Annotated in this window: 18 protein-coding genes and 1 pseudogene; 8 read left to right on the forward strand and 11 right to left on the reverse strand. The window is 62.8% G+C overall.

Annotated elements, in window-relative coordinates:
- Positions 1-14 precede the first annotated feature (14 nt).
- Complete coding sequence (locus R4P64_RS23320; protein ID WP_033236661.1) at positions 15-929, reverse strand: SDR family oxidoreductase; 915 nt, start codon at positions 927-929, stop codon at positions 15-17.
- Between the two features lie 102 nt (positions 930-1031).
- Here R4P64_RS23320 and echA20 point away from each other — a divergent pair, with 102 nt between their 5' ends.
- The 4 genes from echA20 to R4P64_RS23340 are packed head-to-tail and all read left to right on the forward strand — an operon-like array spanning position 1032 to position 4515.
- Complete coding sequence (gene echA20, locus R4P64_RS23325; RefSeq protein WP_317822863.1) at positions 1032-1808, forward strand: (7aS)-7a-methyl-1,5-dioxo-2,3,5,6,7,7a-hexahydro-1H-indene-carboxyl-CoA hydrolase; 777 nt, start codon at positions 1032-1034, stop codon at positions 1806-1808.
- Between the two features lie 3 nt (positions 1809-1811).
- Entirely contained in the window at positions 1812-2705 is an 894-nt protein-coding gene (gene ipdA / locus R4P64_RS23330) for a cholesterol ring-cleaving hydrolase subunit IpdA (protein ID WP_411742700.1), read from the forward strand.
- Entirely contained in the window at positions 2702-3457 is a 756-nt protein-coding gene (locus R4P64_RS23335) for a CoA-transferase subunit beta (RefSeq protein ID WP_033236658.1), read from the forward strand. The genes ipdA and R4P64_RS23335 overlap by 4 nt, the downstream gene beginning before the upstream one ends.
- Positions 3454-4515, forward strand: coding sequence for an NAD(P)H-dependent flavin oxidoreductase (locus R4P64_RS23340; RefSeq protein WP_033236657.1), 1062 nt, complete (start codon positions 3454-3456; stop codon positions 4513-4515). Before R4P64_RS23335 ends, R4P64_RS23340 begins: the two co-directional genes overlap by 4 nt.
- A gap of 51 nt (positions 4516-4566) precedes the next feature.
- On the opposite strand, the gene R4P64_RS23345 is transcribed toward R4P64_RS23340, so the two are convergent.
- On the reverse strand, positions 4567-5799 hold the full coding sequence (locus tag R4P64_RS23345) for a winged helix-turn-helix domain-containing protein (protein WP_317822865.1): 1233 nt from the start codon (positions 5797-5799) through the stop codon (positions 4567-4569).
- Positions 5800-5899: 100 nt separating this feature from the next.
- On the opposite strand from R4P64_RS23345, the gene R4P64_RS23350 reads away from it, so the two are divergent.
- Positions 5900-6457, forward strand: coding sequence for a TIGR03086 family metal-binding protein (locus R4P64_RS23350; protein WP_141485129.1), 558 nt, complete (start codon positions 5900-5902; stop codon positions 6455-6457).
- A 10-nt stretch (positions 6458-6467) separates the two neighbouring features.
- Here R4P64_RS23350 and R4P64_RS23355 read toward each other — a convergent pair whose 3' ends face one another.
- From R4P64_RS23355 to R4P64_RS23365, 3 genes are read right to left on the reverse strand one after another with little or no spacing between them, the layout of a single operon-like run.
- Complete coding sequence (locus tag R4P64_RS23355) at positions 6468-6833, reverse strand: HNH endonuclease (protein WP_233366212.1); 366 nt, start codon at positions 6831-6833, stop codon at positions 6468-6470.
- Positions 6834-6855: 22 nt separating this feature from the next.
- Positions 6856-8130, reverse strand: coding sequence for an alkaline phosphatase family protein (locus R4P64_RS23360; RefSeq protein WP_317822866.1), 1275 nt, complete (start codon positions 8128-8130; stop codon positions 6856-6858).
- On the reverse strand, positions 8127-9806 hold the full coding sequence (locus R4P64_RS23365; RefSeq protein ID WP_317822867.1) for an alkaline phosphatase D family protein: 1680 nt from the start codon (positions 9804-9806) through the stop codon (positions 8127-8129). The genes R4P64_RS23360 and R4P64_RS23365 overlap by 4 nt, the downstream gene beginning before the upstream one ends.
- Before the next feature lie 130 nt (positions 9807-9936).
- On the opposite strand from R4P64_RS23365, the gene ilvD reads away from it, so the two are divergent.
- The gene (gene ilvD, locus R4P64_RS23370) at positions 9937-11631 is read left to right on the forward strand and encodes a dihydroxy-acid dehydratase (protein WP_033236651.1); all 1695 of its coding nucleotides are present in this window, start codon (positions 9937-9939) and stop codon (positions 11629-11631) included.
- Between the two features lie 41 nt (positions 11632-11672).
- On the opposite strand, the gene R4P64_RS23375 is transcribed toward ilvD, so the two are convergent.
- Complete coding sequence (locus R4P64_RS23375) at positions 11673-12329, reverse strand: serine protease (RefSeq protein ID WP_045064893.1); 657 nt, start codon at positions 12327-12329, stop codon at positions 11673-11675.
- A 74-nt stretch (positions 12330-12403) separates the two neighbouring features.
- On the reverse strand, positions 12404-13117 hold the full coding sequence (locus tag R4P64_RS23380) for a DUF6319 family protein (protein ID WP_033236649.1): 714 nt from the start codon (positions 13115-13117) through the stop codon (positions 12404-12406).
- 195 nt (positions 13118-13312) lie between these two features.
- Between R4P64_RS23380 and R4P64_RS23385 the strand changes: the two genes are divergently transcribed.
- The gene (locus R4P64_RS23385; RefSeq protein WP_371851348.1) at positions 13313-14362 is read left to right on the forward strand and encodes an adenylate/guanylate cyclase domain-containing protein; all 1050 of its coding nucleotides are present in this window, start codon (positions 13313-13315) and stop codon (positions 14360-14362) included.
- A 22-nt stretch (positions 14363-14384) separates the two neighbouring features.
- Here the strand turns inward: R4P64_RS23385 and R4P64_RS23390 are convergent, their stop codons facing one another.
- Positions 14385-15017: a TetR/AcrR family transcriptional regulator gene (locus R4P64_RS23390; RefSeq protein ID WP_033236691.1), complete on the reverse strand. Its 633-nt coding sequence runs from the start codon at positions 15015-15017 to the stop codon at positions 14385-14387.
- Positions 15018-15087: 70 nt separating this feature from the next.
- Between R4P64_RS23390 and R4P64_RS23395 the strand changes: the two are divergent.
- Positions 15088-16658: pseudogene (locus R4P64_RS23395) on the forward strand (MFS transporter).
- Positions 16659-16671: 13 nt separating this feature from the next.
- Here R4P64_RS23395 and dmpG read toward each other — a convergent pair.
- Genes dmpG through R4P64_RS23410 form a run of 3 tightly spaced genes read right to left on the reverse strand, consistent with a single transcriptional unit; the run spans position 16672 to position 19465 of the window.
- Positions 16672-17700, reverse strand: coding sequence for a 4-hydroxy-2-oxovalerate aldolase (gene dmpG / locus R4P64_RS23400; RefSeq protein ID WP_033236646.1), 1029 nt, complete (start codon positions 17698-17700; stop codon positions 16672-16674).
- Positions 17697-18641 (reverse strand): acetaldehyde dehydrogenase (acetylating), encoded by a 945-nt coding sequence (locus tag R4P64_RS23405; protein WP_033236645.1) that lies wholly within the window; start codon positions 18639-18641, stop codon positions 17697-17699. The genes dmpG and R4P64_RS23405 overlap by 4 nt, the downstream gene beginning before the upstream one ends.
- Positions 18638-19465, reverse strand: a complete 828-nt coding sequence (locus R4P64_RS23410) for a 2-keto-4-pentenoate hydratase (RefSeq protein WP_033236644.1) — start codon at positions 19463-19465, stop codon at positions 18638-18640. Before R4P64_RS23410 ends, R4P64_RS23405 begins: the two co-directional genes overlap by 4 nt.
- Positions 19466-19525: the final 60 nt, after the last annotated feature.

Here is a 19525-nt window from a genome sequence, read left to right on the forward strand (position 1 = left end):
GAATCAGTATGTGATCAAGCTCCGTACACCGGCGTCGGGGTCTCGGCCTTCTCCAACAGCGATGCCACAACGGGTCCGATTTCCTTCGGATCCCAGCGATCACCCTTGTCTTCGCTCGGTCCGTGACGCCATCCTTCTGCGACGGTGATCTTGCCGCCCTCGATCTCGAAGACGCGTCCCGTGACGTCCTTGGACTCTGCGCTACCGAGCCACACGACGAGCGGTGAGACGTTCTCCGGAGCCATGGCGTCGAAGCCCTCTTCCGGAGCTGCCATCATCTCGGCCATGGCGCCGCCGGCACCGACCGTCATGCGGGTACGCGCGGACGGCGCGATTGCGTTGACGCTGACGCCGTAATTCTTGAACTCTGCTGCTGCCTGGATGGTCATCTCGGCGATGCCGGCCTTGGCTGCGGCGTAGTTGCCCTGGCCGATGGAGCCCTGCAGTCCGGCGCCCGAACTGGTGTTGATGATGCGTGCGTCGATCGGGTTGCCTGCCTTGGCCTCGGCGCGCCAGTAGGCAGCGGCGTGGCGCAGGGGCGCGAAGTGACCCTTGAGGTGGACGCGGGTGACGGCGTCCCATTCGGCTTCGCTCATGCCGACGAGCATGCGATCACGCAGGAAGCCGGCGTTGTTGACGAGCACGTCGAGGCGACCGAAGTTGTCGATGGCGGTCTTGATGAGGTTTTCCGCACCCGCCCAGTCTGCGACGTCGTCACCGTTGACGACGGCCTCGCCGCCGGCTGCGATGATTTCGGCGACTACCTGCTCGGCCGGGCTCTCGCCGGTTGCGGAGCCGTCCGCGCCTGCGCCGATGTCGTTGACGACAACCTTGGCGCCCTCTGCCGCGAATGCCAGTGCGTGCGCGCGTCCGATACCGCGACCTGCCCCGGTGATGATGACTACGCGTCCATCGACCAATCCACTCATTTTTATCTCCTATTGCACTCTGCTCGGGCTTGTCGGCTCCGCTTGTGTGCTAACTTACCAAGCAATCGCTTGGTTTGGTACACAGACGTAAGGAAACCCGCTATGGGCATCAGCACCTCCTCCGACGGGACCGGCATCACCACGGTCACCATCGACTACGCACCGGTCAATGCAATCCCCTCGCAGGGTTGGTTCGATCTCGCCGACGCGATCCTCGCCGCAGGTAAGGACCTCAATACCCACGTCGTGATCCTGCGAGCCGAAGGCCGCGGATTCAACGCCGGCGTCGACATCAAGGAGATGCAGGCCACCGACGGCTACGACGCTCTGGTTGCTGCCAACCGCGGTTGCGCTGCTGCTTTTGCCGCGGTGTACGACTGCGCCGTTCCGGTCGTAGTGGCAGTCAACGGATTCTGCGTCGGCGGCGGCATCGGTCTGGTCGGCAACGCTGACGTCATCGTCGCGTCCGACGACGCGATCTTCTCCCTCCCTGAGGTCGACCGCGGCGCACTCGGCGCAGCCACCCACCTCGCCCGCCTGGTACCGCAGCACATGATGCGCACGCTGTACTACACGGCGCAGAGCGTCGACGCCCACACACTCAAGCAGTTCGGCAGCGTCTACGACGTCGTCCCGCGCGAGAAGCTCGACGATTGCGCCCGCGAGATCGCCGCCAAGATCGCCGCCAAGGACACCCGCATCATCCGGTGCGCGAAGGAAGCCATCAACGGCATCGACCCCGTCGACGTCAAGACCAGCTACCGCCTCGAGCAGGGATACACCTTCGAGCTCAACCTGCTCGGTGTGTCCGACGAGCATCGCGACGAGTTCGTCGCAACCGGCAAGCCGCGTGAGAACGCAACCCAGAAGGAAGGCTGAGACATCATGGCTAAGCGTGACAAGACAATGTCGCTCGACGAGGTTGTCGGCGAGCTTCGCTCCGGAATGACCATCGGATTGGGCGGCTGGGGATCTCGCCGTAAGCCGATGGCTTTTGTTCGCGCGATCCTGCGTTCGGACATCAAAGACCTCACGGTCGTCACGTACGGCGGACCGGATCTCGGCCTGCTGTGCTCGGCCGGCAAGGTCAAGAAGGCGTACTACGGCTTCGTGTCCCTGGACTCGGCTCCGTTCTACGACCCGTGGTTTGCCAAGGCACGCACCAACGGTGAGATCGAGTCCCGCGAAATGGACGAGGGAATGGTCAAGTGCGGCCTCGAAGCTGCAGCTGCCCGTCTCCCCTTCCTGCCGATCCGCGCAGGCCTGGGATCCGATGTCCGTAACTTCTGGGGCGACGAACTCAAGACCGTCACCTCCCCGTACCCCGAGGCCGACGGCCGCTCCGAGACCCTGATCGCGATGCCCGCGCTCAACCTCGACGCGTCGTTCGTTCACCTCAACCTCGGTGACAAGCACGGCAATGCCGCGTACAACGGCGTCGACCCGTACTTCGACGACCTGTACTGCATGGCAGCGGAGAAGCGTTACGTCTCGGTGGAACGCATCGTCGAAACCGAGGAACTGGTCAAATCCGTTCCGCTGCAGAATCTTCTGATCAACCGCATGATGGTCGACGGTGTCGTCGAGGCCCCGAACGGCGCGCACTTCACCCTTGCCGGCGAGAGCTACGGCCGCGACGAGAAGTTCCAGCGTCACTACGCCGAAGCCGCAAAGACCCCCGAGTCGTGGCAGGCATTTGTCGACACCTTCCTCTCCGGCAGCGAAGAGGATTACCAGGCCGCAGTAAAGAAGTTTGCAGAGGAGCAGGCGTCATGAGCGAATCCACCGTCACCCGCGCAGAGTACGTAGTCCTGGCTTGCGCCGAAATCTTCTCCGGCGCAGGTGAAATCATGGCCAGCCCGATGTCGACGTCATCGACCATCGGCGCTCGCCTTGCCCGCCTGACCACCGAACCCGATCTCCTGATCACCGACGGCGAAGCCCTCATCCTCGAGGACACCCCGGCAGTGGGAACGAAGGGCCCCATCGAAGGATGGATGCCGTTCCGCAAGGTGTTCGACGTGGTCGCTTCCGGTCGTCGCCACGTGGTCATGGGCGCAAACCAGCTCGACCGCCACGGTAACCAGAACCTCTCCGCTTTCGGCCCGCTTCAGCAGCCGTCGCGTCAGATGTTCGGTGTGCGCGGCGCTCCGGGTAACACGATCAACCACGCCACGAGCTACTTCGTCCCCAAGCACTCCAAGCGAGTGTTCGTCGACAAGGTCGACGTGGTGTGCGGCGTCGGCTACGACCAGATCGATCCCGAGAACCCGGCATACAAGTACCTCAACATCCCCCGCGTTGTCACCAATCTCGGTGTCTTCGACTTCGGTGGACCGGGAAACACCTTCCGCGCGTTGAGCCTTCACCCCGGCGTCACGGCCGAAGAGGTTGCCGAGAACACCTCGTTCGAGGTTGCCGGACTCGCCGAGGCAGGCGTCACCCGCGAACCCACAGTAGAAGAGCTCCACCTCATTCGCGAGACCCTCGACCCGCGCAACCTGCGGGACCGTGAGGTCTCGGCATGACCCCCACCCTCAAGACTGCGCTGACCGAACTGGTCGGCGTGGACTACCCGATCGTGCAGACAGGCATGGGCTGGGTTTCCGGTCCCGCTCTCACGTCGGCGACGGCTAACGCCGGTGGTCTGGGCATCCTGGCTTCGGCCACGATGACGTACGACGAGCTCGAGCACGCGATCAAGAAGACGAAGCAGCTCACGAACAAGCCCTTCGGCGTCAACATGCGCGCCGACGCCACCGACGCGAAGCAGCGTATCGATCTGCTCATCCGCGAAGGTGTCAAGGTTGCGTCTTTTGCCTTGGCTCCCAAGAAGGATCTGATCTCCAAGCTCAAGGACAACGGCATTGTTGTCGTTCCGTCCATCGGTGCTGCAAAGCATGCCGTGAAGGTTGCGTCCTGGGGCGCGGACGCCGTCGTCGTCCAGGGCGGCGAGGGTGGCGGTCACACCGGCGGTGTGGCAACAACCCTTCTGCTCCCCTCGGTCCTCGACGCCGTCGACATTCCGGTTATCGCCGGTGGTGGTTTCTTCGACGGCCGCGGCCTGACGGCTGCACTCGCGTACGGCGCTGCCGGCGTGGCGATGGGCACCCGTTTCCTGCTTACGAGCGATTCCTCGGTACCGGATTCCGTCAAGCAGGAATACCTCAAGCGCGGACTGACGGATACGACCGTTTCACGCAAGGTCGACGGCATGCCGCACCGTGTGCTCAACACCGACCTGGTCAACAGCCTCGAAGGTTCCAGCTACGCAACCGGTTTGATCGCTGCCGCCAAGAACGCCATGAAGTTCAAGGCTATGACCGGCATGAAGTGGTCAACCCTCGCCAAGGACGGAATCGCGATGAAGCGATCCGGCGACCGCACCATCATGCAGATCATCATGGCTGCCAACACCCCGATGTTGCTCAAAGCCGGTCTGGTGGAAGGTAACACCGAAGCCGGTGTGCTGGCGTCGGGTCAGGTTGTCGGCATGATCAACGATCTGCCGAGCTGCAAGGAACTGATCGACAGCATCATGGAAGACGCCGTCAAGCGGATCGACGCGCTGGCTGCTCTTCGCTGAATCACGTAGCAATCACCGAGTGCGTCTCCCCCGATATCAGGGGAGGCGCACTCAGTGCGTTAAGGCTGCGTCCGGCACAGCTCTCATCGCGTCCGCCAACTCCGCCGCCATCGTTCCCTTGTTCTCCACCACGACGGTCTCGCAGCCCTGCCAGAGTGCGGTTCGCCGGAGCAGCGCCGCCAGGCGCGGTGCAGTATCTGCGTCGGCGTCGGGTTCTGCCCAGGCGGAGCGCACGAGCAGTTGACGGTTCTGACGGTCATTCTTGAGATCGACTCGCGCACAAATCTTGTCGTCGATCAGCACCGGCAGGACATAGTAACCGTGGACCCGCTTGTGGGCGGGAGTGTAGATCTCGATCCGGTAGTGAAAGTCGAAGAGCCGCAACGCTCGATCACGCGCCCATACGACCGGATCGAAGGGAGACAACAGAGCGTCGGCCCGAATTGCCCTTGGCCGTTTAGCCTGAGGATCGATCCATACCTCTCGCGGCTTTCCTCGACGCTCCCAACCTTCGACGGAGGCGGGGCGCACGCTGCCGGCGTCTTCGAGCTCTCGCAGTGCAACTCGTGTCTCGGCGCTGGGGAGTCGAAAGTAGTCGGCGATATCGTCGAGAGTGCCCAGTCCGTGTGCCCGCACTCCGCGCAGCACAAGCTCACGGATCGCGTCCGGCCGCTCCACCCTGGCGTCGAGTATCGCCGGCGGCAGTATGTTCTCGGCGAGTGCGTAGCGACGTTCGAACCCCGCTCGACCTGCCGATACCACCTCGCCCCACCGGAACAGGGTCTCCAGGCCGACCTTCACGTCGGACCACCCCCACCAGGGTCCGCGCCGCGTGTTCGCGTCGTGCTCGACCTCGCTCGCCGCCATCGGCCCGTTGTCCCGCAATTCGCTGCGCAACCACTCGAGAAAGTCGAGCCGATCGGACGCCCATCCGTTCTTGTCTGCGAGGGCCTTGGCCCGAAACTGATCCATTCGCCAACGGAACAGCGGCCACATGTCGACGGGCAGGAATGTCGCCTCGTGGCCCCAGTATTCGAGGTATCCCGATCCTGGTGCAAAGGCGAGCTGGTCGAGTCTCGACTTGTCGTACGCACCCATTCGTGCATAGATCGGCAGATAATGACTGCGCTCGAATACGTTGACCGAATCGATCTGGAGCACCTGCAAGCGGTCCATCACCCCGATCAGATTGCGTCGTGTCACGGCTGCAGGATGCGCTTTTCCAAACCCTTGAGCTGCAAGCGCGATGCGACGCGCCGCGGCCGGAGACACTACTTCGCTCATACTCGTGAAGACTAGCCATCACCTCCGACAGCAAAATCGAAAACAACGATTGAGATCGAAAACAACGATTGAGCCCGCCAAGATCGGGTTACCCTCCAGTGTGGAATTTGACTGGCTCGAACTCGTGCTCACTGCCCACCGCGAATTCGGTTCGCGACTCGCTCAGGTCGAGGACTGGAATGTGCCTACCCCCGATTCCGACTGGCAGGTGGAACACCTGGTTCGTCATGTGATCGAGGAACAACAGTGGGTGCCTCCGCTGCTGTCCGGGCTCACCGTGGGCGAAGCGACGCCGGACATCGTTCCGGTTGGTGACGACCTGTGGACCGAATGGCAGAAGTACTCCGAAGCCGCGATCAACGCCTGGAAATCGACAAATCTCGATACGCAGGTTCATCTGTCCTACGGCACGGTGAACATGGAGCCGTATCTGCGTCAGCAGACGTCTGACGTCACCATTCACGCGTGGGATCTGGCACGGGCAGTTGGTGCGGACGACCGATTGGACCCGACGCTCGTCGAAGCCGTCTGGTCCGATCTCGACGGTCAACGCGACATGCTGGCCGAAAGCGGTTTGTTTGCCGCCCCGGTCGAGATTCCCGAGGACTCGCCTCTGCAGGACAAGTTGATGGCACTGACCGGCCGTGATCCGCGCTGAAGGAGACGCGCTAAAGGAGATCTGCCTCCGAGAAACGCCCTCTCAGATCGATACCGATCTCGGCGTGACGGAGTAGGAACGACTTCTCGTCGTACCCTTTGCGACGCAACCAGAGTGTGACTTCGCTGTTGCATTTGCTGGCGTTGCACGACGCGCAGGCCGGCGCAATGTTGTCGAGCGTGTAACGGCCACCGCGCGAGATCGCGAGAACACAATCACGTTGCAGCGGTACGTCTTGCGCGCCGCAGTAGGCGCACCCACCCCACGAGGATCTGAGCGCGGCCCACTGCTCGGTGCTGAGGTCGTGTGTCGTGCTGTCCATCCGGCGCTTGCGTTTGCGCGCGTATCGGGCTTTGCGACTGCGGTTGATCGTCACCTCGTCATGCTACTGACCGCCGCTAGACACCTACCGCGACACCCGCCGTGCGAGCGGCACCGTCCCACCCGCCAGCCGGTGCCGGAAGACCCAGGAGTGCCGCCACTGTCGGCGCCACGTCGATCGTGCGCACGGAGGTGTCGACGCGGCGGCCGCCGTCGAGGCCAGGATGCCCACCACTGAGGAAGAACGGAATCGGCAGTGTCACGGAGTGGCCGTGATTGCCAGGGATCGGGTTGGACAGCGGTGTCGGATCACTGAACCGCCACCCCTGTGCGCAGAACGCAACAACATCGCCGGCATTGTCACCGAGATTGAATTCCGCCGGCAGATGGCTCGATTCGACGCCGTCGACGGCGGAGACAATTTCCTGAATACGTCGAACAGCCTCTGCACGTTCCTGATCCGGTCCTACGAAGTAGATCAAATCGGCGCCACCGTTCTGCGCGATGCGGATCTTCCCGGCCAACAACGGATCTGCGTTGAGCGGACGATCCAGCCCGATAAGGCGCGTTGGCTCCGACCAGTCCATCGAGTGATCGGCCAGCACGATGAGGACGCTCCGATTCCACCGTCCGGTGCTGTGAAGGAAATCGACAAAGCGTCGTACCTGATTGTCGGTGTTCTGCAGTGCGGCGGTACGCGCGATCCGAATCGACGGTCCCGAAAGATCAAGGTGACCAACACGGTCCACGTCGCCGAGGTTGGTGAACGACAAGCGCGGTGAGTTCTCGCCGACGATCCGGATCAACGCGTCGATCGTGAAGTTGTCCGGGGCGTGCTCGGTGCCGGGAAGCAGCGGTTGCGGATCCCAGACGACGGATGCGCGATCACCGAACAGCCCGTGCAGGTATTGCTTGGACAGCACACTCGCAGTGGTCAATCCGAGTTCGGTGCGCACGCGGTCGAGGACCGTCGACGTCTGCAGATCCGATGCCTGATCGAGGTCGCGCTTCTTGCCGATCGCCGGGTCGTAGACGGAATTGGCCGGCACACCCGAACGCACGGGGTACACACCCGTCATCATCGCCGTGTGGTTGGGAAGCGTCTCCGCGATGTTGATCGCGCTGGCATTCGGGTAGTGAACGCCGCCGGCAGCCAGACCTGTCAGCATCGGAGTGAGATCTGCTCGCAGTTCGTCCGGGCGCATACCGTCGACAACGACGACGTAGACGTCGACATCGGGCAGACCGCCACCGGTAGGCACACCCGCGTGCGCGGGCGCACCGAGCAAAGCTGTTCCGGCAAGCACACTTCCGCCGATCAAGACGTTGCGGCGGGAGAGTTCGAGGCTCACTGGTTGACTCCTGGTCGGTACGAGTTCGGGTCGAGCGGACTGAAGGACGGAGCTACCCTGGCACCGGCACCGGCAGGCAGGCGGTAGCTGGTTGCGTAGTGGGCGTTGCTCTGTGGATCGGTGACGTTGTCGACGAAATACCAATCCATCTGGGTACCGTCGCGGGCGATGTCGAATACGCCGTATCCGTGCGAATCCAATTCGACGTACCGAACGTGGCGATTGACCGCCTTGAACGCTTCTTCTGCCGCAACGGATGCGGTGCGCGGCGGCACTTTCAACATGTCGTCGATGTTGGGAGAGGTCACCGACGGAACAACGAACTCAGCTCCGACGGTCGGTCCACCCGGATAGTTGGCGGCGTTAGTGGGCAGGTCACACGCCCACGACGTGTGAATGTCACCGGTGATAAAGACTGTGTTGTCAACGTTGTTCGACGTGATGGCGTCGAACAGTCGTGTGCGGTCGGCGGTGTAGCCGTCCCACTGATCGGTGTTGTACGGGAACCCGGCCAGCGGGATTCCCACCAGTTCGGTCAGCGCCGCGGTAGTAGCCGGTTCGAGCGGCGGAAACACACATGGGGTGATCATGACGGGATTGCCGACGATCTTCCATTGCGCCGGCGAGCTGACGATGCCGCTGGTGAGCCAATCCATTTGCGCGCGTCCGGTAATGGTGCGATTCGGGTCGTCGACCTGACGCAATGTGGGCTGCTCGTCGCGGTACGTGCGCAAATCCAGCATCGAGATTTCTGCCAGGTTCCCGAAGCGGAACCGCCGGTACAGTTGAACGCTCGAACCACTGCCAGAGGGCCGAACCGGCATCCACTCGAAATAGGCCTTGGCCGAGTTGGCCTTTCGATCCGCCCAATCGCCTTCGACACCGGAAGTGTGGTTTTCGGCGCCGTCCCGGAACGCATTGTCCGCCGATTCGTGATCGTCCCACGTGGTGATGAACGGCAGTTTCAGATGCAGAGCCGCAAGGTCCGGGTCGGTCTTGTACTGCGCGTGCCGGATTCGGTAGTCGGCCAGGGAAATGATCTCGTGTGCCGGTTCGTGCAGCCGTACCGATCCATTTCTCGACCCGTATTCCCCCTGACCGTATTCGTAGATGTAATCGCCCAAGTGGATGATCGCATCGAGATCCTCCCGGAACCCGAGATGGCGGTAGGCACCGAAATACCCGGCCTCCCAGTTGGAACAGGAGACAACACCGAAGCGCATCCGTTCGAGATCTGCCGAATTCGACGGAGCGGTGCGTGTGCGGCCGACGGGCGAAACTACCGAACCGGTGGTGAATCGGTACCAGTACGTCGTGGAGGAATCGAGTCCCGTCACATCAACTTTGGCAGTGTGATCCGAACCTGCCGAAGCCACAACACTTCCCGACGCCACGACAGTCGCGAACCCCTCATCGGTCGCGACGTGCCAGTTCAGCGTCACTGCCGGCCCGATCCCCGAACCCGGGGTCGCGTCGGCCGTTGGCGTGATGCGCGTCCAGATGATGACGGCGTCCGGCAGTGGGTCCCCGGACGCAACGCCGTGGTTGAAGCCGGCAGGCACCGCGGCACTCGCACGGTTCGCCGAGGCGACACCGAGGCCCACCGCACCGGCAAGTGCTGCCGAACTCTGCAGGAGGCCACGTCTGGTTATTCGATCAAAGGCATTCGTGTGCACGCTAGGAGTGAATCTGCATCTGAACAGATGTTCAAGAGAGCTTCGGAATGTTCACCCAGGCTTCGCCTGTGCGCCTTTTCGGTAGTGCCGGCTACCAGAAAGGCGCACAGGTGGAGCCTATGCTTGGCAAATGACCGAACCCGACATCAAGCCCAGAAGTCGTGACGTCACCGACGGACTGGAAAAGACCGCAGCGCGAGGCATGTTGCGAGCAGTAGGAATGGGTGACGACGACTGGGTCAAGTCCCAGATCGGCGTCGCGTCCTCCTGGAACGAGATCACCCCGTGCAACCTGTCCCTCGACCGCCTTGCCAAAGCCGTCAAGGAAGGTGTCCGGGAGGGCGGTGGGTTCCCCCTCGAATTCGGCACAATCTCCGTGTCCGACGGCATTTCGATGGGTCACGAGGGTATGCACTTCTCCCTCGTCTCCCGTGAAGTCATCGCGGACAGCGTGGAAACGGTCATGCAGGCCGAGCGCCTCGACGGTTCCGTCCTCCTCGCCGGCTGCGACAAATCACTGCCCGGCATGTTGATGGCGGCCGCTCGCCTCGACCTCGCCAGCGTGTTCCTCTACGCCGGTTCCACGTTGCCTGGCGTCGCAAAGCTGTCCGACGGCACTGAACGCGAAGTCACCGTCATCGACGCCTTCGAAGCCGTGGGAGCGTGTGCCCGCGGGCTGATGAGCCGCGAAGACGTCGACACCATCGAGCGCGCCATCTGCCCCGGCGAGGGTGCGTGCGGCGGTATGTACACGGCAAACACCATGGCCAGTGCTGCGGAGGCCATGGGCATGTCCCTTCCCGGCAGCGCGTCGCCGCCTGCGCCCGACCGGCGACGCGACGGATTCGCCCGCGAGAGCGGCAAAGCCGTCGTCGAACTCCTCCGTCGGGGAATCACCACCCGCGACATCCTCACCAAGGAAGCATTCGAGAACGCGATAGCGGTTGTCATGGCATTTGGTGGTTCCACCAATGCGGTGCTCCATCTCCTCGCGATCGCTCACGAAGCGTATGTCCCTCTGACACTCGACGATTTTGCTCGTGTCGGAGCCAAGGTTCCGCACCTCGCCGACGTGAAGCCTTTCGGAAAACACGTCATGACCGACGTCGACCGCATCGGCGGAGTTCCCGTCATCATGAAGGCGTTGCTCGACGCCGGTCTCATGCACGGCGATTGCCTGACCGTTACCGGCAAGACCGTGGCGGAGAATCTGGCGCACATCACCCCGCCTGATCCGGACGGCAAGGTTCTACGGGCGATGAACAAGCCCATTCATCCGACCGGCGGTATCACGATCCTCAAGGGCTCGTTGGCTCCCGGCGGCGCAGTCGTCAAGTCAGCCGGCTTCGAATCCGACGTATTCACCGGTACTGCACGAGTTTTCGAACGCGAACGCGCCGCTATGGACGCTCTCGAGGACGGCACAATTACTGCCGGCGATGTTGTGGTGATCCGGTACGAAGGTCCCAAGGGCGGCCCCGGAATGCGCGAGATGCTGGCCATTACGGGCGCTATCAAGGGCGCCGGCCTGGGCAAAGACGTCCTGCTGCTGACCGACGGACGATTCTCCGGCGGAACGACCGGCCTGTGCGTCGGGCACGTCGCGCCCGAGGCGGTGGACGGCGGTCCCATCGCGTTTGTTCGTGACGGCGATCAGATCCGGCTCGATGTCAGTACCGGACTGTTGGAACTGCTTGTCGACGACTCGGAACTGCTTGCCCGCAAAGAAGGTTGGGAGCCACTTCCTCCGCGCTACACACGCGGTGTGCTGGCGAAGTACACCAAGCTGGTGGGATCAGCGTCAGGCGGAGCAGTGTGCGGCTGAACCCGAACAGATAGCGCGCTGATGCCAGACAGCGCACCGATCTAGATCGGCTGGAACCCGGCACCGACGCCTCCATCGGAATTGATATCCGCGATGATCGAGGACATGTTGGTGCCGAGTTCCGGCCCCAGACACGGCACGTACAGGTAGGCGTTCACCATCGCCACCAATGTGGTTCCGACGGTGACAGGGGCTCCGGAATCGCCGTGATCAACACACACCTGCGTCCAGGTTTGGGCGTCGGCGCTCAGATTTCCCCACACGACGCCGCACGTCTGCCCCGTTGTCCGACCTTCTTTGCAGGCGATGGCCGGGAAGCTCGCCGGCTGGCCGATTGACGTGATGGTGGCACTGTCAACGGTCCGCACGGGCGTCACTTTTGCCGGATTGAACTCGATGATGGCGTAGTCGAGCTCCGAATTGGACTCGACGAAGGTGCCGACGACCCCGGCTCCCTCGTCATCCTCCGGAACAACCGTCGAACCAGGTCCGCCACAGTGACCTGCAGTGATCCCCACCAGCCGACCGCCGTTGTCACGCCCGATCGTTGTCAACGTACATATCGTCTCGTCGCTGATGATGATGCCGCTGCCCCCGCCGAGGGGTGTTGCCGCGGCAACGGCCGTCCCTGTGACCACCAACCCGAGTCCCAGTGCAATTACGACCGCCGCCAAAACGGAAATGATTCTCTGCAACATCACACACTCCCCGCCGAGATAGTCCCCGCTGCACAAATCGCATACCCCGGATACTCGGCACCTACGCAGGAGAGTTACTCGTTGGTCCCCAGCGCTTCGAGCATCTTGCGTGCTTCTTCGAGTTGACGGCTGAGCTCGTCCACTCTGGCGGCCGCTGCGTCGCGCGCCTCCACGATGATCGATTCGACAGCTTCGATGGCCGTCGGTTCACCCAGTTCGCGGATTGCGCGCTCAACTGCATCGGGTGCCACCGGGACCGCTTTGCCCGGCCGCTTGGCTCCCAAAGTGACGGTGACGCTCCAGTCGTTGTCGGCGCCGGCATGGATGGTGACGCTGACTCCTGGCGGTAGTTTCTTGGCACGCTTGACCGCCGGACGAGGCGCGGGAGCCGCAACGGGCGCAGGGGCCGGAGCGGCTGCTGCCGGTACGGTTCGGGGCTTCGGCCGAGTTTCGACGAGTGGTTCCATGAGCGGTTCGGACTCCACAACTGGTTTAGGGCGGGGCGCCGGCTTGGGGGGCGTCGACGCGACGCGATTGATTCGCAATTCCTCTGCCTCGAAGGGCAATTCGTCGTTCACGCCCTTGGGGCGGATCAGCACGGTATTTCCGTCCACCGACACCACCTTCGCGGAAGTGCCTGCGTCGATGCCGAGGCTGGGAGTTGCCTCGCGCAGGTATACGGTGGCGCGTTTGCCTTCGGCGACTGCCGTGGCGAGAGCTGCCAAATTTTCCGCAGTGAGGTGATCCGGCGTTGATGCGGTAGCGCCGGAACGTCTACGGGGTGGCATGCGCAAATCCTTTCGAGAGTGTCGGTAGAGCTTTTCTCGGGGCAACTCTTGCACAGGCCACCGACGTGTTCCCGCGCAGCGCCGCTCAGGTTCGCCGAATTCAGTACTGTTCGGCAGGCAGCACGTGAAAGATAGTGTCGACAACACAGCACATGGGACGCAAGGAGCACAGTGAGCAGTTCGGAGTCAGCACCGATCGACGAGGGCACCGAACCATCCGCGTCACTGTCGCGAAGTGGGTTCGACGCCCCTACCTTCAGTCGCATTCAGTCCGACGTCGAAGAGTTCCTCCTCGGCGGTCCTCGTTGTTACACACAGTCTCAGATCGCCGAATTCGCGGGTGTTTCCCGCGAGCGCGCAGATCGTCTGTGGGTCGCGATGGGATTTGCCGTCGACGACGACCCGGACGCCGTCATGTTCACCCAACAGGACGCCGATGCGTTGCAGGGCATCATCACCATGGTCGATCGTGGAATCATCTCGCGCAGTAGCGAAGTCGCTGCGGCGCGCGCGCTGGGCCAATCGATGTCGCGTCTCGCCGAATGGCAGGTGTCGATCATCGGCACTCACATCGTCGATCAATTGACGGAGTCCGCGGATGACGATCCCGAGGCGATCCGGAAGCAAATTCTGCGACTCGGCGCCGAGATCATCCCCGCTGTCGAATCGCTCCAGACCTACGTATGGAAGAGGCACATCGCTTCGTCGACGGGACGGAACGTCGGAAATCCCGGAGAAGAATTCTCCAGCCGGATCTTGATCGTCGGTTTTGCCGACATCGTCGGATACACCTCACTGACTCGGGGCCTCGATCCCACCGAGCTGAACGATTTGCTCGAGCGCTTCGAATCCGCGTCAACCGAAATCATCGGCCGAAATTTCGGGTGGGTCGTCAAAACTGTCGGTGACGAGGTGATGTTCGCTGTGGAAAGCCCCCGCCACGCTGCCGAAATCGCCTTGCAGATTCAAAGCGCCGTGCTCGCCGACCACGACGATCCACAACTGCGCGTGGGTCTTGCCATGGGTCCCACGCTCGTGCGTTTCGGCGATCTGTACGGGTCGGTGGTCAACAAAGCTGCCAGGCTTACCAGTTCCGCGCGCCCCGGAACGGTACTGATCGATTCGGAATTGGCCGCCGCAGTGAGTGACGACGCCAATTTCAAGCTCCGACACCTCCGGCCGCGACGCGTGCGGGGCATCGACCGCCTCGAGCAGTACGTACTACGACGCAATCTCGAACCGTAATCTCGAACCACGGCAATCCGGCTCACGCACGCCGGGCAGCGAGGAAATCGTCGACTATCTGCGCACACGCCGATTCCCCCAACGGGGTGAGGGTTGCCAACTTCGTGAGCACCAACGGACCGACCAACTGCGCGAGCGCAACGTCGTAGTCGTACTCCCCCAATTCCTCGATGGCCTCGGGCGTGCGCAGGACTCGGTCGAACGCGTCCCGGTACTGCTCGATGATCATCTGCCGCAGCGACCGCATCTCCGGTTGGCGCTCGGTCAACGCGGCCGCGCTCGAGTAGCCCGTCAGATCCGGCCCCAAGCCGAGCCAGCACATTGCTGTGACCTGCACGGGGGCGCTCTCGATGGCCTTGGCTTGATTGGTGAGAAGCTCGAGCAGCTGCGCTCGCAGATCGCCCTCTCCTGATAGTGCCGGTACGGACGGCAGTAGCCGCGCAAAGGCAGCAGCCACCAGCTCGGTGCCGCTGTCGAAGTGCCGATACAACGTCGCGCGAGCAACATTCGCGAGCTTGGTGACGGCGTCGATCGTCACCGCGTCGACTCCGCCTTCGGCAAGAAGTGTTGTTGCAGCATCGAGCAATCGAGTCCGGGATCGCAGTTTGCGCGGATCCTCGTCTGCTGCCTGCCGATCAGAGCGAACCGTTGTCACAACCACAGTTATACCCAACCTGGGGTTGTGGAACTAGCATTCTCCCAACGATACTGATGGTCTCGTTTCTATGGGAGGCTTCGTGACCAGTAAGACGGAGATCGAACAGAGCACCTGGACGCCGCGGCAGATCTGGATGCTGACCGTCTCGTGCTGCGCGGTGGCATTGGTGGTCGCAGCCATGGCCGCACTCAACACCGCACTCCCCGACATCGCCCGGGACACCGGCGCCACCCAAACTCAGCTCACCTGGATCGTCGACGGCTACACACTCGTGCTCGCCTGCCTGCTGCTGGCCGCCGGAGCACTCGGTGACCGCTACGGCCGACGCGAACTGCTGATGTTCGGGTTGGTCGTCTTTGCAGCAGGCAGCGCGATCCCCGTCTTCATCGACGAACCGTCGTGGATCATCGCCTCCCGCGTCGTCTCGGAGTGGGTGCCGCATTTGTCATGCCTGCGACACTCTCACTGCTCACGGCCGGTTTTCCGGCTACCCAACGCAGTCGAGCCGTCGGCGTGTGGTCCGGCGTGGCCGGCTCGGGCGCCATCGCCGGACTTGTCATATCCGGTTTCCTGATCGAAAAGTGGTCGTGGCATTCGATATTCATCAGCCTCGCCGTCGTCTCGGGACTAATCCTGGTGGCCTCGTTCACCATCGCGTCCTCGAAGGACGAGGAGACAACTCCACTCGATTTTCTGGGCACTGCACTGATTGCCACGGCGATCGGCCTTTTTGTCCTCGGCATGATCGAAGCACCCGTCCGCGGGTGGCTGAACCCTGTGGTTCTTGCGCTTCTGATCGGCGGAATCGCCACGGGAGTTGTATTCAGCTTCGTGGAATTGCGTTCGGCCCATCCACTTCTCGATGTCGGACTGTTTGCCAACCGCGCATTCGGTAGTAGCGCAACATCACTCGTACTTCAGTTCCTCGCCACATTCGGAATGTTCTTCATGCTTGTGCAGTACCTGCAACTCGTGCTCGATTACTCGCCACTTCAATCAGCACTCGCACTTCTTCCGATGGCCGTCCCCGTCATGGCTCTGTCCGTCGTGTCGCCGCTGCTGATCCCGCTCGTCGGACTCCGAATTCTCACCTCGGTGGGAATTGCGCTTCTCGGCACAGGAATCGCACTCGTGACCCGGTTGGAGTTGGGATCGAGCTACGTCGACGTGTGCATTCCCCTGATCGTCGCGGCCATCGGGTTGGGACTGTGCACCACACCCGCTACCGCTGCAATCGTGTCCAATACACCGGATGCCAAACAGGGCGTCGCGTCGGCGATCAATGACGTCACCCGTGAAATCGGTTCTGCGATAGGTGTTGCGCTTGCGGGCAGCATCCTGGCCACGACGTACGCTCGGCATGTTCAACCTGCTGTGGATATGCTGCCCGAGCCGGCCAAGGAACCGGTCTCGGGTTCCTTGGCCGCGGCCCTGCACATCGCGGAAAGCGCGGGCTCACAAGGCGATCAACTGGCGGACTTCGCCCGTGAAGCCTTCATCGAAGGCATGAACCAAGCTGCACTGACCTTGGCCGTGATCATCTGGGTCTCTGCGGTCATCCTCGGATTCTGGGCACCCGGACGGCAGAAAACCGCAAAGGCGCTGCCGTCGGAATCGACAGCAGCGCCTTTGGCTTGACAGCTAGTGAGTGTCAGGCGGATGCGCGGTCACGTTCTGCAGCGAGGGTGAGCGCGATGTCGACGATCATGTCTTCCTGACCGCCCACCAGACGACGCTGGCCGGCTTCGAGCAGCAACGTGCGGACGTCGATGCCGTAGCGCTCCGACGCGGTCTCCGCGTGGCGCAGGAAGCTCGAGTAGACACCTGCGTAGCCGAGCGTGAGGGTTTCACGGTCGACGCGAACGGGCCGGTCCTGCAGCGGACGGACGATGTCGTCGGCAGCATCCTGCAATGCGAACAGGTCGCAGCCGTGCTCCCACTCCTCGATGTTGGCGACGGCGATGAATGCCTCGAGGGGGCAGTTACCGGCACCGGCACCGTGACCGGCGAGCGATGCATCGACGCGGGTGACGCCGTTCTGCACTGCCACAACGGAATTGGCAACCGAGAGCGACAGGTTCTCATGCGCGTGGATACCGATTTCGGTGCCCTCGTCGAGGATGTCGCGGTACGCGCGAACACGGTCGGCGACGTCGTTCATCACCAGACGTCCACCCGAGTCGGTGACGTAGACGCAGTGCGCGCCGTACGACTCCATCAACTTGGCCTGCTTCGCCAGTTCTTCGGCAGGCGCCATGTGGCTCATCATCAGGAAGCCGGAGACGTCCATGCCGATCTCGCGGGCGGTCTCGATGTGCTGCGCGGAGACGTCGGCCTCGGTGCAGTGTGTGGCAACGCGAACCGAGCGAACGCCCAGGTCGTAGGCATGCTTGAGTTCACTGATCGTGCCGACACCCGGAAGCAGCAGCGTGGTGAGGCGAGCGTGCTCGAGCACCTCGGCCGCTGCTTCGATCCATTCCCAGTCGGTGTTCGAGCCGGGACCGTAGTTGAGCGAGCCGCCGGCGAGACCGTCGCCGTGTGCAACTTCGATCGCGTCGACGCCGGCAGCGTCGAGAGCGGTGACGATCCGCTTGACGTCGGTGGGCGAAATGCGGTGGCGGACAGCGTGCATGCCGTCACGAAGGGTGACGTCCTGGACGAAGATCTTGCGGTTGCTCACTTGGTTGCTTCCTTCTGCTGGGCGATGCGCTCCGCGATCTGCATTCCGGCGGACGTCATGATGTCGAGGTTGCCGGCGTACGCGGGCAGGTAGTGTGCAGCACCCTCGACCTCGAGGAATACCGACACCTGGTGGGTGGGGCGATTGCCGTCGACGAGCAACGTCTCGACCGGCTGGTCGGCCGGGATCTCGGTGATCTGGACTTCCTGCTTGAGGCGGTAGCCCGGGACGTAGGCGGAGACGTCGCCGACCATCTTCTCGATCGACGCACGGATCTCCTCGTGAACAGCCGGGTCCGGGGCGTCGACGAGGCAGAAGACGGTGTCGCGCATGATCAGCGGCGGCTCAGCCGGATTGAGGATGATGATGGCCTTGCCGCGGCGAGCGCCGCCGACTGCCACGATCGCCTCGGATGTGGTCTCGGTGAACTCGTCGATGTTGGCGCGCGTTCCGGGACCGGCCGACTTGGAGGCAATGGACGCGACGATCTCCGCGTACGCCACCGGGACGACCCGAGAAACAGCGGCAACCATCGGGATCGTGGCCTGGCCACCACACGTCACCATGTTGACGTTAGGTGCGTCCAGGTGCTCGTCCGCGTTGACGGCCGGCACGACGTACGGGCCGATCGCGGCAGGTGTCAGGTCGATCATGCGCTTGCCGAGCGGTGCCAGGCGTGCGTTGTTGGCGACGTGCGCCTTTGCCGACGTTGCGTCGAAGACGATCTCGATCTCGTCGAAGTTCGGCAGACCGACGAGGCCCTCGACGCCTTCGGCGGTGATCGGCACGTTCAGGCGCGCCGCGCGAGCCAAACCGTCCGACGCGGGATCGATGCCGACCATGGCACCCATCTCGAGGTAGTCGGAATTACGCAGCACCTTGATCATCAGATCGGTGCCGATGTTGCCCGATCCGATGATCGCGACCTTGACCTTGCTCATGCGATGTCCCCTTTAGTGGAAAAACTTGTGGTGACCGAACCGAGTCCGGATACGTTCACGGTGACGACATTTCCCGCTACAACCGGCGCCATGGGGCCGAGAGCGCCGGAGAGAATGACCTGACCTGCAGTCAACGGCTGACCGAGTTCGCGGGCCGTGCGGGCGAGCCAGACAACTGCCTCGATGGGATCGCCCAAGCAGGCGGTTCCGACGCCGGTGGACACCTCGGTGCCGTCGACGCTCATCGACATGACAACGTCAGCAGGTTCAACCTCGGCGAGGGTGTGACGCTCGGTGCCGAGGACGTACACGCCGGACGACGCGTTATCGGCCACGGTGTCACCGAACTTGATGTCCCAGGACTCGATGCGGCTGTCGCAGATCTCGATCGCCGCGACGGAGTATTCGATCGCGTCGCGAACCTGGGCGTTGTCCAGCGGTCCGTCGACGAGGTCAGCACCGAGTACGAAAGCAACCTCGGCCTCGACCTTGGGCTGGATCAGGCGGTCCATCGGGATCGACTCGCTGCCGGTGAAGTCCATATCGGCGTACAGAACACCGAGGTCGGGCTGATCGACGCCGAGTTGCTGCTGGACTGCCACCGAGGTCAGGCCGATCTTGCGGCCCACAACGACGGCACCGGCATTGCGACGGATTTCGTCGACGCGGCGCTGCACGGCGTATGCGGCAACGAGGTCTTCACTTCCGATCAGATCCCGCACGGGTGCGCAGGGCACGCCGGTTGCGGCGGCGGTCGCGAGGCGATCCGCGGCAGCGGCGATGTCGGTCTCGCTCGCTGTACTGGAATTCGAGGGCTGGCTCATGACCCCTACTTTCCAGGCTTGTACCCCACTACGCCAGGCTGATGTCTCACTCACCGATAC

Origin of the sequence: Rhodococcus sp. IEGM 1366 (genome assembly GCF_033142425.1) — a bacterium.
In the GTDB taxonomy this organism is placed as follows: Bacteria; Actinomycetota; Actinomycetes; order Mycobacteriales; family Mycobacteriaceae; genus Rhodococcus_F; species Rhodococcus_F globerula.

Excerpts from the sequence above, each read along its gene's own strand:
- R4P64_RS23380 (WP_033236649.1), bottom strand. The coding sequence starts at position 13,117 with ATGCCACCCCGTAGACGTTCCGGCGCTACCGCATCAACGCCGGATCAC.
- R4P64_RS23375 (WP_045064893.1), bottom strand. The coding sequence starts at position 12,329 with ATGTTGCAGAGAATCATTTCCGTTTTGGCGGCGGTCGTAATTGCACTG.
- R4P64_RS23405 (WP_033236645.1), bottom strand. The coding sequence starts at position 18,641 with ATGAGCAAGGTCAAGGTCGCGATCATCGGATCGGGCAACATCGGCACC.
- R4P64_RS23320 (WP_033236661.1), bottom strand. The coding sequence starts at position 929 with ATGAGTGGATTGGTCGATGGACGCGTAGTCATCATCACCGGGGCAGGT.
- R4P64_RS23410 (WP_033236644.1), bottom strand. The coding sequence starts at position 19,465 with ATGAGCCAGCCCTCGAATTCCAGTACAGCGAGCGAGACCGACATCGCC.
- R4P64_RS23340 (WP_033236657.1), top strand. The coding sequence starts at position 3,454 with ATGACCCCCACCCTCAAGACTGCGCTGACCGAACTGGTCGGCGTGGAC.
- R4P64_RS23345 (WP_317822865.1), bottom strand. The coding sequence starts at position 5,799 with ATGAGCGAAGTAGTGTCTCCGGCCGCGGCGCGTCGCATCGCGCTTGCA.
- ilvD (WP_033236651.1), top strand. The coding sequence starts at position 9,937 with ATGACCGAACCCGACATCAAGCCCAGAAGTCGTGACGTCACCGACGGA.
- echA20 (WP_317822863.1), top strand. The coding sequence starts at position 1,032 with ATGGGCATCAGCACCTCCTCCGACGGGACCGGCATCACCACGGTCACC.
- R4P64_RS23335 (WP_033236658.1), top strand. The coding sequence starts at position 2,702 with ATGAGCGAATCCACCGTCACCCGCGCAGAGTACGTAGTCCTGGCTTGC.